Source organism: Paenibacillus harenae DSM 16969, from assembly GCF_000422465.1.
In the GTDB taxonomy this organism is placed as follows: Bacteria; Bacillota; Bacilli; order Paenibacillales; family Paenibacillaceae; genus Pristimantibacillus; species Pristimantibacillus harenae.
Genome location: NZ_KE383842.1, coordinates 1328054 through 1341153, shown reverse-complemented (window position 1 = coordinate 1341153; position 13100 = coordinate 1328054). Strand labels below are relative to the sequence as shown.

Here is a 13100-nt window from a genome sequence, read left to right as displayed (position 1 = left end):
AGCGTTGGAAATTATTCCTTTAAGTTATCCATTAAACGGTTTGTCTACGTTGTCGCTGGACAAGCCGCTTTCCATAGCGATCGGTCATTTCGACGGTGTCCATCGCGGACATCAGAATGTAATACGCAAAGCGGTCGAAGAAGCGAAGAAAGCCGATATGCTGTCTGCGGTTTTAACGTTTGATCCCCATCCGAAGGAAGTGCTCGGACAAGGGGAACAATATTTCCGCTGCTTAACGCCGCTTGACGCGAAGTCGGAACTGTTCGCAGAGCTTGGCGTGGATATCGTGTTTATTATGAAATTTAATGCCGAGTTCGCTTCCGTTGCTCCCGAACGGTTTGTCAATGATGTGCTTAAAGTACTCCGTGCGAAGCAGGTCGTCGTTGGCTTTGATTTTACTTTCGGTCATCGGGGCTCCGGCAATACCGAAGCTTTAGCGCGTTTCGGAGAGCCGGAAATTGCGGTCCATGTAGTTGAGCCATTATACGAGAATGGGATCAAAGTAAGCAGCACGTATGTCCGGGAATCGTTGGAGAAGGGTGACCTTGAACTGGCGGAGCGCCTGCTTGGACGGCCGTATGAGGTCGCTGGCACGGTCGTGCACGGTGACGGCAGAGGCAGAACGATCGGTTTTCCAACGGCTAATCTGAAATTCGATGCCCCTTTCGTAGCACCCAGACTGGGAGTCTATGCGATCACGGCATGGATTGGCGGCCAGGCGTATCCCGGAGTCCTTAATCATGGGCTTAAGCCTACCTTTAATCAGCAGAATGTACAACCGGTTATGGAGGCTCATCTATTTGACTTTCGTCAAGATATTTACGGCGAGCAGATTCGGGTACAATTCCGCTCCTTTATTCGGCCCGAACAAAAATTCGGCTCGGTCGATGAGTTAGTGAAGCAAATCGACGCCGACTCTATGCAGGCTCGAAAAGTAGCCGAGCGTCTTTCTTTTTGATTATAACGCGCACCCAACCGGGGCCAGGATGTTCTCCTCGACAACGGTCTATCATATGTGTTATACTTTACAACGTTGTGAGTAGGCATACGCAATACAGGCCTTACCCATAAACTTAACCTTAGCTTGGGTGTCCGATCTCACCGGCGGCAGCGAGGCTAATGGCGATTACGAAGAAGGAGGTGAATTGGGATGGCAATTACACAAGAACGTAAACATGAACTTATTGCAACGCACAAGACTCACGCTACCGACACGGGTTCTCCAGAGGTTCAAGTCGCTATCCTGACTGAAAACATCGTTAACTTGACTCAACATTTGCGGGAGCACAAGAAAGATCATCATTCCCGCCGTGGTTTGCTCAAGATGGTAGGTCAGCGCCGTAAGTTGCTTGCTTACCTGAAGAACAATGATGTTAGACGTTACAGCGCATTGATCGAAAAACTCGGCCTTCGCCGTTAAAACATGCGTAATGAGAAGCAACCTGGTTGTCCTGCCGTCCGGGAATATCGGATACGAGGATTCGGGTTGCTTTTTGTAATAGGTAAATTCTCAGAAAAAAATGCCAAATGTGCAGTGCTTCATATAGGACAAACTAAATATTAGGAGGGATAAGATGGTACAACGAATAGAAATGACGCTAGGCGGAAGACCGTTGTCAATCGAGACGGGCCGTCTTGCAAAGCAAGCAAATGCCGCAGTAACCGTTCAATACGGCGATACGGTAGTATTATGTACAGTAACAGCATCGGCAGGCCCGAAGGATTTGGATTTCTTTCCGCTGACGGTGAACTATGAAGAGCGTTTATATGCTGTCGGCAAAATTCCGGGAGGCTTTATTAAACGTGAAGGCCGCCCGAGCGAGAAAGCGATTTTGTCCAGCCGTCTGACAGACCGGCCTATTCGTCCGCTGTTCCCGGAGGGCTTCCGCAACGATGTCCAAGTGATGAACATGGTCATGAGCGTCGATCAGGACTGCTCGCCTGAAATCGCATCCATGATCGGAACCTCTGCTGCTTTGTCGATTTCCGACGTGCCATTTGACGGTCCGATCGGCGGAGTAATCGTCGCACGCGTTAACGGTCAATTTATGATCAACCCGACGGTTGAGCAGGAGCAGCAAACGGATCTATACGTCGTTGTCGCAGGCACCAAGGATGCGATTATGATGGTAGAAGCGGAGGCGAACGAGGTTTCTGAGGATGTCATGCTCGAAGCGATTATGTTCGGCCATGACGAGATCAAGAACATCGTAGCCAAAATCGAAGAGCTGCAGGCAATGGCCGGCAAGCCGAAAATGGAAGTCAAGTTACATACCGTAAACGAGCAGGTGAATGCCGACGTTCGCGCTTTTGCAACCGCTCAGCTAGTTGAGGCTATTCGAGTGGAAGAGAAGCATGCCCGCCAGGATGCCATTGACGCAGTAAACAGTTCGGCTGTTGCCTATTTTGAAGAGCAATATGCCGAAACGCCCATGCTCATTGCCGACGTGAAGGAAGTGCTGTACGACATCGTGAAGGAAGAGGTTCGCCGCCTCATTTCGCATGATAAGGTTCGTCCTGACGGCCGTAAGCTGGACGAGATTCGTCCGATCGAATGCGATGTGGCGCTTCTGCCGCGGACGCACGGTTCCGGCTTGTTCACGCGGGGTCAGACGCAGGCTCTCAGCGTATGTACGCTCGGTGCCATGGGCGACGTTCAAATCTTGGACGGCATTTCGCCGGAAGAAACCAAACGATTCATGCATCACTATAACTTTCCGCCGTTCAGCGTAGGTGAAGCGCGTCCGCTTCGTCCGCCGGGACGCCGAGAAATTGGGCATGGCGCACTCGGGGAACGCGCGCTTTCTAAAGTTATACCGTCTGAAGCCGATTTCCCTTACACGATTCGTCTCGTATCCGAGGTGCTGGAGTCGAACGGTTCTTCCTCGCAAGCAAGCATTTGCGCCAGCACGCTGGCCATGATGGATGCCGGCGTTCCGATCAAGGCGCCTGTAGCGGGTATCGCGATGGGGCTCATTAAGGACGGCGATCAATTCGCTATTCTTTCGGATATTCAAGGCATGGAGGATCATCTCGGCGATATGGACTTCAAGGTTGCCGGTACGGCTGAAGGCGTTACGGCTATTCAGATGGACATTAAGATCGCCGGCATTAACCGCGCTATTTTGCAGCAATCCTTGGAGCAAGCCCGTCAAGGACGGATGTTCATACTGGACAAAATGCTTGAAAGCCTTCCGTCGTCCCGGACCAGCCTATCGAAATACGCTCCGAAAATTTTGACGCTTCGCATTAACCCGGACAAAATCCGTGACGTGATCGGCGCAGGCGGCAAAATCATTAATAAAATTATTGAAGAAACCGGCGTGAAAATCGATATTGAGCAGGACGGCATGGTATTCATCGCTTCCTCTAACGAAGAGATGAACCAGAAGGCAAAGTCGATCATCGAAGGAATCGTGAAGGAAGTCGTCGTCGGAGAGATCTACACGGGTACGGTTAAAAGAGTTGAGAAATTCGGCGCATTCGTTGAGATCTTGCCGAACAAGGACGGTCTTGTCCACATTTCCCAGCTTTCGACAGAGCGAGTTGCCAAAACCGAGGATGTCGTCAATATCGGCGACCAAATCCGGGTTAAGGTAACCGAAATCGACCAGCAAGGCAGAATCAATTTGTCTGCGAAGGTGCTCATGACACAGGAAACGGCTCCGCAATAAGAGCCTGGTCTTCTTGTGTCCATACAGCAATTGTGAAAAGAGCCAGATCCAATCTGTCTCTTTTTGTTTTTCATATCCTCGTCCCACTTTTCATACATATGGATTAGCATGCTTTCTATCGCTGCAGGACTGGGAAGCATGTGAGGCCGTCTTACGGGAGTGGGGATGATGATGATTAGAAAAGCTGCCGCCGTTGCAGCCAGTATGCTGATGGTGTTGGTATTTGTCAGTATGAATGACGAGGTATCCCGGTTTCTTGCTTCAATGAAATACGGTTTCGCTGATGCTGTGCCCTCGAACGCGTCCGTTGATGAAACGGTAAAAGCGGAGCTGCGTTCTGTCATTACCGCCGAAGCGGAGAAGCGGCGGATCGCTCCGGTAAATGCGAAGATCGACCGGGTGTGGAAAGCGATTCCCGGTTATAATGGACTGGAAGTCGATATAGAGAAGACGCTTGAGGCGGCATTGCTTGCGCCGGCCCCGTCAACCGGATCGATCCGTTATCTTTACAAAGAGATCGAACCGGAAATCCAGCTGAAGGATTTAGGTCCTGTCCCGATCTACCGCGGCAATCCGAACAAAAAAATGATTTCGCTCATGGTCAATGTCGCATGGGGCAATGAATACATAGATTCCATTCTGTCGACGCTTAAGCGTGAAGACGTGAAAGCAACCTTCTTCCTCGACGGAAGCTGGCTGAAGAAATTTCCCGAGGTTGCGCAGAAGATACAGGCAGACGGCCACGAAATGTCCAATCATGCCTATTCCCATCCCGATATGAAGACATTAAGCAGACAAGCCGCTTATTCGCAAATTTCAAAAACGGAAGATTTATTGAAATCGACCTTGAAGGTGAACAATAAATGGTTCGCGCCGCCGTCAGGGTCCTACAACCAGGCTACGGTGCAGATTGCCGAGGAGCAGGGCTTGAAGACGGTGCTATGGACGCTTGATACGATCGATTGGCAGAAGCCTCCCGCCGATACGATTTTGCGCAGAATATCGGCGAATCTCGAGCCGGGGGCTTTGATTCTGATGCATCCTACCGCTTCTACGAGGGATGCGATCGGCGGTATCATAGCAACAGCGAAGGCCAAAGGCTATAAGCTGGGTACGGTAAGCGAGACGCTGTCATCCAGCCGCGTACCGCCCGCTGTTGAGGGGGCCGGCTGATTCTGTTATAGTAGCTTACAAACAAGATTTGCCAGACAAAACGTTAGGAGGACTCCAAGTGAATAAATATAATTTAAGCAACGGACTGCGAGTCGTCGTCGAATATATTCCGACCGTCAGATCGGTTTCATTCGGTATTTGGGTCAAAACAGGGTCCCGCTTCGAGACGCCGGAAAATAACGGAATTTCGCATTTTATCGAACATATGCTCTTTAAGGGCACGGATCAGCGTTCGTCGAAGGATATCGCCGACTTGTTCGACGGTATCGGAGGCAACGTGAACGCGTTTACTTCCAAGGAGTATACCTGCTATTTTGCCAAGGTGCTGGATGAGCATTTGCCGTTGGCCGTTGATGCGCTTTCGGATATGTTCTTTCATTCAACGCTGGACCCGGAGGAACTTGCCAAGGAGAAGAACGTCATCCTCGAGGAGATTTCCATGTACGAGGATACGCCTGATGATAAGGTGCATGACGAAGCTTCCCGGGCAGCGTTCGGGGATCATCCGCTAGCCTATTCGATTCTCGGCATTGAGGAGCGTCTGACTGCCATGAATTCGAATACGCTCCGCGGCTATATGGATGATAAATATTCGCTTGAGAATACGGTAATCAGCGTCGCCGGCAACGTGGAGGAGAGTTCTTTACTTGCATTATTGGAGAAGCATTTCGGAGCGTTTGCCAACAGTAACCCTCAGGAATCTTCTGTAGAATCTCCCGCGTTTCACGGCGACTATTTGTTTTATAAGAAGAAAACCGAACAAAATCATTTGTGTATTTCGTTTCCTGGCTGCTCGATTACAGATTCGAAGCTATACGCGATGATCTTATTAAATAATGCGCTTGGCGGAGGCATGAGCTCCCGCTTGTTCCAGGAGATTAGAGAGAAGCGGGGGCTAGCCTATTCCGTTTATTCCTATCACACCTCTTACGCGGATACGGGCTTGTTCACGGTCTATGCGGGCACGGCGCCGAAACAGACCAAAGACGTGCTTGATTTAACCATCGAGCAGCTGGGTGAGCTGTCCGTAAATGGTCTGGCCGATGATGAGCTTCATCGCGGCAAAGAGCAGTTGAAGGGCAGCTTGATACTGAGTCTCGAGAGCACGGGCAGCAGAATGAACCGCCTAGGCAAAAATGAGCTGATGCTCGGCAGGCACTATACGCTTGATGAGCTGCTGAAGCGAATCGACAACGTTACGATGGCTGATGTCAGGGAAGTGACGGCAAGGATGCTTTCCGCTCCTTTTGCGGTTGCGATGGTCGGTTCGAATGATAAAGCGGCAGCCCAAATCAGGAGGGATCAATTTGTTTCAAGTTCTGTTTAAGCGTTTGGAAGGCAACGATGATATCGCGATTCCACGGAAAATGTCCGAATGGGCGGCCGGATTCGATTTGCAGGCGGCGGTTGGCGAGCCTGTCGTGCTGCAGCCGGGCGAGCGCCGGCTTATCCCGACAGGTTTTGCGATGGCCATGCCGGGCGAGCTGGAAGCGCAAATCCGGCCGCGCAGCGGGCTTGCCTTCAAACACGGCATTACGTGCCTGAATTCACCAGGCACGATTGACGCGGATTACCGGGGCGAGGTTAAGGTGCTGCTTATTAATTTAGGGCAAGAGCCTTTCACGATAACGCGCGGCGAACGCATCGCCCAAATGGTATTTCAGCAAATACCCTCCGTCACGATTGAGGAGGCGGCCGAGCTTCCCGATACCGTTCGGGGAGCGGGCGGATTCGGCCATACCGGTGTATAACCGGATATCGCAAATCTTAGAATTTATGAAGAGAAGATCGGGAGCGGACGCCCCCGATCTTTTTTTCTTTTTCACCCCGCTCTGGGCGCTGGCATAAGATGATCTAGAGCGAGGAGCAAGAAAGGAGTGAAGCTTGATGCTAACAGGCGTTCAAGTGCTGATGCTTGGCGGTGACGCGAGACAGCTTGAGGTCATACGAAAGCTGACGGAGCTTGATGCTTCAGTAACCGTCTCGGGCTTTGACGGATTGCATTCGTCATTGGACGGCGCAGTGCAGGCAGAGTTCGAGGAGCAGCTGTTCGAAGGCGTCGACGCGCTGCTGCTGCCTGCCGTAGGCACTGATGAGCAAGGCTTTATCCATGCGGTATTCAGCGATCGTCAAATGCAGCTGACGGACAGCCATTTTGCCAAGCTGCCGAATCACTGCACCGTGTATACGGGAATGGCCAAATCCTATTTGCGCGAACTGTGCGCGCAGTATGATTTAAAATTGGTAGAGCTGTTTGACCGTGATGACGTTGCCATATACAACTCGATCCCGACGGCGGAAGGCGCGTTAATGATGGCTATTCAGAACACGGATATTACGATTCACGGATCCTCGTCGATGGTGCTCGGATTTGGTCGAACCGGGTTCACGATGGCGCGGACGCTGCAGGGACTCGGTTCGAAAGTGAAGGTCGGAGTACGCCGTTCAGAACATTTTGCAAGAGCGTCCGAAATGGGCTTCGAGCCTTTCTACATCAGCGGTTTATTGCAGCATGTAAGCAATATTGACTTGCTTTTTAATACAATTCCGACTATGATAATCACAGCGCAAATTATCGCAAATTTACCTTCGCGAGCCGTAATAATCGACCTCGCTTCGAAGCCCGGCGGAACGGATTTCCGCTTTGCGGAGAAGAGGGGGATTAAAGCGATGCTTGCACCCGGTCTCCCCGGAATCGTCGCACCGAAAACAGCTGGTCGAATCATGGCGGATTGCTTATCACAGTTGATTTTGGAAGATACGATTAAGCGGGGGAATGGGATATGAATTGGAACGGAATTACGGTAGGTTATGCACTGTCCGGCTCACACTGCACGTTTGCGGAAGTAATGCCTCAGATTAAACGGTTCGTCGATGCGGGCGCGAAGGTCGTGCCGATCGTGTCGAATACGATTATGACGACGGATACGAGATTCGGTTCGTCCGAGGATTGGCAGACGCAGCTTAAGGCGATTACGGGAAATGAAATTATATCGACAATTGTGCAAGCGGAGCCGCTTGGGCCTTCGAAGCTCCTGGATGTTCTCGTCATTGCGCCATGCACGGGCAATACGACAAGCCGGTTGGCGAACGCGATCACGGACAGCGCCGTTCTCATGGCCGCCAAAGCGCAAATGCGTAACGGCCGTCCGCTTGTGCTTGCGATTTCAACAAATGACGGGCTTGGTTTAAACGCTGCCAATATTGCGAAGCTGCTAGTGGCTAAACATATTTATTTCGTGCCGTACGGCCAGGATAACCCTGTACAGAAGCCTAACTCTCTAGTGGCCAGGATGGATTTGATCATGGAGACTTGCGAAGCCGCTCTGCAAGGAAAGCAGCTGCAGCCGCTGCTTGTCGAACGGTATCAGTGACACGCGAAGCGGTGTCCGGAGCAGACAGCCGCGCGATCGGCGAGATGCTGCGCCAGACGCAAGCCGATTAAACGCGAAGCCGTCAATCCCGACATCCTTCCGGTCGGTTCTTTGCCGGTTAATCATCAAATCGCCTTTAACGCGATTCCGCAAATCGATAAGTTTCAGGAGAACGGCTATACGCTAGAAGAAATAAAGATGATACGCAATACGAAGCAAATCATGGGTGACGAATCCATTAAAGCAACGGCGGCTGCGTACGTATTCCAGTCGTTTACGGCCATTTGGAATCTTTGTATGTAGAGCTTAAAACCAACTACGATTTGGAAGAGGTTAAGCAGCTGCTGGCAGACGCTCCGGGCGTAACGCTTGTTGACGATCCCGCTAACCAGCAGTACCCGCTTGCGACCGATGCAGCCGGCAAACCGGATGTTTTTGCCGGTCGTTCAAGTCGCGGTCTCCGACATGAGCGCGGACTTAATAGGTGGATCGTCTCCGACAACCTGCTCAAAGGCACAGCATGGAACGCAGCATAAATCGCTGAAATATCGCAAAAGGTTAACTATTAAGTAATGGGTAATCTGCCGCTCTTCCCTGGATCATTTAACGGAGGAGAATGATATGCGCATCCTGATTCAAAAATTCGGGGGCACCTCTCTATCATCCGAACAGGCTAGAGAACGGGTAATCGGCCATATTCGAAGAGAGCGCAGCGAAGGTTATTCTATTGTCGTCGTCGTTTCCGCTATGGGCCGCAATGGGGATCCTTATGCAACGGATACGCTGTTGCAGCTCATCCGCGATAACGGCGACAAACTCCCTGCGCGTGAGCGGGATATGCTGTTAGGCTGCGGCGAGGTCATTTCCGCAGCCGTATTATGCAGCCTGCTTATTGCCGCAGGCATTCCCGCCGTCGTTTTGACCGGCGGACAGGCGGGTATGATTACTGACGAGCAGTTCGGACAAGCGAGGATTAAAGAAATTCGTCCGAGTAAAGTGCTGGACTATTTGGAGTCTGGCTCGGTCGTAATCGTGACCGGCTTCCAAGGAAGCACGTCACATGGCGATACAACCACGTTGGGACGCGGCGGCAGCGATACGTCCGCTACCGCCTTCGGCGCTGCGCTGCGTGCTGAGATGGTTGATATATATACGGACGTAAACGGAATTCTGACTGCAGATCCCCGTATCGTAGAGGAGGCTAAGCCGCTTCCCGTAGTAAGTTATCTCGAGATCTGCAATATGGCAAGGCAAGGCGCGAAGGTAGTTCATCCAAGAGCGGTAGAGATTGCACAGCAGGCGCGCGTGCCGCTTCGTGTACGATCCACCTTCACGGAAGACACGGGAACGCTCGTGACGGACTCTTTGGAATTAAAGGCGGGACTATCCGTCAAGGATCGGCATGTAACCGGCATCGCGCATGTTGCCGGAATTACGCAGATTTCGGTTAAAGCGATCGAAGGCCGCAACGACGTTCAGCTGCAGGTCTTTCAGTCCATGGCTAAACATCACATTAGCGTTGATTTTATTAATGTTACGCCAAGCGGAGCTGTTTATACCGTTTTCGATAAGGATGCCGACCGCGCCGTAAGAGTACTGAAGGAGGGCGGCTATGATCCTACCGCTGTCAACGGCTGCGCGAAAGTATCCGTCATCGGCGGCGGAATGAACGGCGAGCCTGGCGTCATGGCGCGTATTGTGGAAGCGTTGACGGAACAAGGGATTTCGATTATGCAATCAGCCGATTCCAACACAACGATATGGGTGCTTGTGCGTCAGGCGGACATGGCGAAAGCGCTTCGCGCACTCCATGCAAAGTTCAAGCTGCACCGGTAGGCACAGCTACATTTTTAGGAGGAATTACAGATGGAATTTGGAAGATTGATTACCGCAATGGTAACGCCATTCGATACGGACGGTCAAATCGACTGGCATACAACAGGCCGATTGATTGATTATTTAATTGAGGAGCAGCAAAGCGATAGTCTTGTCGTTTCCGGAACTACCGGCGAAACGCCGACGCTGTCGGATGAAGAGAAGCTGGAGCTGTTCCGTTTTGCTGTCAAACACGCGAATGGCCGTTGCAAGATTATTGCCGGTACGGGCAGCAACAACACGGCCCACTCCATCCATTTGACCAAAGAAGCGGAGGCCGCCGGAGTAGACGGCGTGCTGCTCGTAGCGCCTTATTACAACCGTCCGAGCCAGGAAGGGCTGTATCAACACTTCAAGGCGGTCGCGGAAGCTACTGCCTTGCCGATAATCCTCTATAACGTAGAGGGGCGCACGGGCGTTAATATCTCGGTAGAGACCACTCTCCGATTAGCTCAGATCAGCAATGTCATAGGAACGAAAGATTGCGCCAATACCGACCAGCTTACGCAAATTATAACTGGCGCTCCGGCCGGGTTTAAAGTTTACAGCGGCGAGGACAGCATGACCCTTCCGGCATTGGCCGTAGGCGCATACGGAATCGTGAGCGTCGCAAGCCACATTATCGGCTCGAAGATGAAACAATTAATAACCGCTTATCTTAACGGAAACGTTCAAGAAGCGGCTAAGCTTAACCGTGAGTGCCATCCTATATTCAAGGGGCTCTTCGCTTGCCCGCATCCTGTCCCGAATCCGGTTGCCGTGAAATATGCGCTTGGTCTTAAGGGACTTCCGGTTGGCGGAGTGAGACTCCCGCTCGTTACGGTAAACGAAGCGGAGGCAGAATTTCTGCGTAAGCTGGTCTTATAAATAGACACGATTCGTTGATTGCAGCCGGTGCATCCAGCATCGGTTTTATTTTTTGGGGAAATATACAGGGTAACGGTTTAACGGGTTTCACTTGTATTCCATCTTTTTCTTCATGTATAATGATTTCAAGTGACTGGGTGCGGCAAATATTTGGAAGTAATCAATACGTCAGAGCGGCATCTGACAATTTCAGCACATATGAACGAATATCAACAATGAATAGGATATAACGGGGCAGCAATTGCTTCGCAACAATATAAGGAGGTCAAGATACACTTGTCTAAAAAGAACAACCAGGATAAGCTGCTCATATTCGCGCTTGGCGGAGTCGGCGAGATCGGAAAGAACATGTACGTCATCCAATACAACAATGACATCGTCGTTGTAGATTCGGGTTTGAAATTCCCGGAAGAGGATATGCTCGGGATTGATATTGTTATTCCGGATATTTCTTACTTAACCGAAAATCGCGATAAAGTTCGCGGCATCATTATTACTCACGGGCACGAGGATCATATCGGCGGATTGCCGTACGTGCTCAAAAATTTAAACGTACCGATTTACGCAACAAAACTTACACTCGGCCTAATCGAAGGTAAATTGAAGGAAGCCAGCCTGCTGGGCGAAACGAAACGAATCCTTATCAATGCGGATTCGGAGATTCAACTGGGTACGATCCGCGCATCCTTCTTCAAGACGAACCACAGTATTCCCGACTCGGTCGGCGTATGTTTGGACACGCCGGAAGGAACCGTCGTTCATACGGGGGACTTTAAATTCGATCATACGCCGGTAAATGATCAATTTGCCGATTTGCAGCGAATCGCTGAAATTGGAAAACGCGGCGTGCTTGCCTTGTTATCAGACAGCACCAACGCCGAACGTCCGGGCTTTACACCGTCTGAAGCCCAAGTCGGCGACAATCTCGAGGATATTTTCCGCAAGTCGTCGCAGCGCGTAGTCGTCGCGACATTTGCGTCGAACGTTCACCGGATTCAACAGATTATAAATGCCGCAATCGCAACAAAGCGCAAGATCGCTGTCGTAGGCCGAAGTATGGTTAACGTCGTTGGCATCGCATCGGATCTCGGATACTTGAACATTCCGGAAGGAATGATCATTGAACCGGAAGAAGTGAACAAACTTGCCGCAGACCGCGTGGTCATTTTATGTACAGGCAGTCAAGGCGAGCCGATGTCGGCGCTTACGCGCATGGCGCGCTCAACGCATCGCAAGGTGGACATTTTACCGGGAGACACAGTTATTATCGCGGCAACGCCAATCCCGGGCAATGAGAGATACGTCGGTCGTACCGTCGATGAATTATTCCGTCTTGGCGCGAATGTTATCTACGGCCACGGTTCCGTTTCCGGCGTGCACGTATCGGGCCACGGCAGTCAGGAAGAATTGAAGCTGATGCTTAACTTAATTAAGCCTAAATATTTCATTCCGATTCACGGCGAATACAGGATGCTGCGTCAACATGGCAAACTGGGAGAAGCAATCGGAGTTGAACGTGAAAACATTTTCATCGTGGATAACGGCGATACGGTCGAATTCCAGAACGGCAGCGCGCGCAAAGGCTCGAAGGTACAAGCCGGAAACGTGTTGATTGACGGTTTGGGCGTCGGAGACGTAGGCAATATCGTTTTGCGCGACCGTAAGCTTCTTTCGCAAGACGGTATTCTCGTTGTTGTCGTAACGTTAAGCAAACAAGACGGCGCTATTGTGTCCGGACCGGATATTATCTCGCGCGGTTTCGTCTATGTACGCGAATCCGAAGGCTTGCTCGATGAAGCGAACCGCATCGTAACTTCAACCCTTACCCGGTTGATGAATGATAAAGTTAATGAATGGGCTTCCTTAAAGACGAATGTAAAAGATGCGCTTGGAAGATTTTTGTACGAGCAGACTCGTCGTCGCCCTATGATTTTGCCGATCATTATGGAAGTCTAACCCAAATCACAGTCAAGAACAGACTGCTTGTTATATCCGCACATGCCGCTGCGGATGCAAGCGGTCTTTTTTATGATTTTAGTTGTAATAATTTTGCAGCTGTATAAATTCGTTATCCGGCCCCATACTATGTTGTGTTAAAAAGTAAAGCATGAGAAGTGAAAATTTCCTGTTACATCTT

Annotated in this window: 11 protein-coding genes and 1 pseudogene; all 12 read left to right on the top strand. The window is 50.9% G+C overall.

What is annotated here, in order from left to right; translation table 11 throughout:
• The first annotated feature begins 4 nt into the window (after positions 1-4).
• Positions 5-958, top strand: a complete 954-nt coding sequence (locus tag H581_RS0116590) for a bifunctional riboflavin kinase/FAD synthetase (protein WP_028610989.1) — start codon at positions 5-7, stop codon at positions 956-958.
• A gap of 192 nt (positions 959-1150) precedes the next feature.
• A complete protein-coding gene (gene rpsO / locus H581_RS0116585) occupies positions 1151-1420 on the top strand; it encodes a 30S ribosomal protein S15 (RefSeq protein WP_028610988.1) in 270 nt (89 codons plus the stop codon).
• Positions 1421-1574: 154 nt separating this feature from the next.
• The gene (gene pnp, locus H581_RS0116580) at positions 1575-3674 is read left to right on the top strand and encodes a polyribonucleotide nucleotidyltransferase (protein ID WP_084134601.1); all 2100 of its coding nucleotides are present in this window, start codon (positions 1575-1577) and stop codon (positions 3672-3674) included.
• 168 nt (positions 3675-3842) lie between these two features.
• Entirely contained in the window at positions 3843-4847 is a 1005-nt protein-coding gene (locus H581_RS0116575) for a polysaccharide deacetylase family protein (RefSeq protein ID WP_028610986.1), read from the top strand.
• A 58-nt stretch (positions 4848-4905) separates the two neighbouring features.
• The gene (locus H581_RS0116570) at positions 4906-6174 is read left to right on the top strand and encodes a M16 family metallopeptidase (protein WP_028610985.1); all 1269 of its coding nucleotides are present in this window, start codon (positions 4906-4908) and stop codon (positions 6172-6174) included.
• The gene (gene dut / locus H581_RS0116565) at positions 6155-6598 is read left to right on the top strand and encodes a dUTP diphosphatase (RefSeq protein WP_028610984.1); all 444 of its coding nucleotides are present in this window, start codon (positions 6155-6157) and stop codon (positions 6596-6598) included. The genes H581_RS0116570 and dut overlap by 20 nt, the downstream gene beginning before the upstream one ends.
• 136 nt (positions 6599-6734) lie before the next feature.
• Positions 6735-7634, top strand: coding sequence for a dipicolinate synthase subunit DpsA (dpsA, locus tag H581_RS0116560; RefSeq protein WP_028610983.1), 900 nt, complete (start codon positions 6735-6737; stop codon positions 7632-7634).
• Complete coding sequence (locus H581_RS0116555) at positions 7631-8221, top strand: dipicolinate synthase subunit B (protein ID WP_028610982.1); 591 nt, start codon at positions 7631-7633, stop codon at positions 8219-8221. The genes dpsA and H581_RS0116555 overlap by 4 nt, the downstream gene beginning before the upstream one ends.
• Positions 8221-8757, top strand: a pseudogene (locus tag H581_RS34310) (aspartate-semialdehyde dehydrogenase); the annotation flags it as partial. The gene H581_RS0116555 and the pseudogene H581_RS34310, both read left to right, overlap by 1 nt.
• A gap of 85 nt (positions 8758-8842) precedes the next feature.
• On the top strand, positions 8843-10057 hold the full coding sequence (gene dapG / locus H581_RS0116540) for an aspartate kinase (RefSeq protein WP_028610979.1): 1215 nt from the start codon (positions 8843-8845) through the stop codon (positions 10055-10057).
• 30 nt (positions 10058-10087) lie between these two features.
• A complete protein-coding gene (gene dapA, locus H581_RS0116535) occupies positions 10088-10963 on the top strand; it encodes a 4-hydroxy-tetrahydrodipicolinate synthase (RefSeq protein ID WP_028610978.1) in 876 nt (291 codons plus the stop codon).
• A gap of 276 nt (positions 10964-11239) precedes the next feature.
• On the top strand, positions 11240-12919 hold the full coding sequence (locus H581_RS0116530; protein WP_028610977.1) for a ribonuclease J: 1680 nt from the start codon (positions 11240-11242) through the stop codon (positions 12917-12919).
• Positions 12920-13100: the final 181 nt, after the last annotated feature.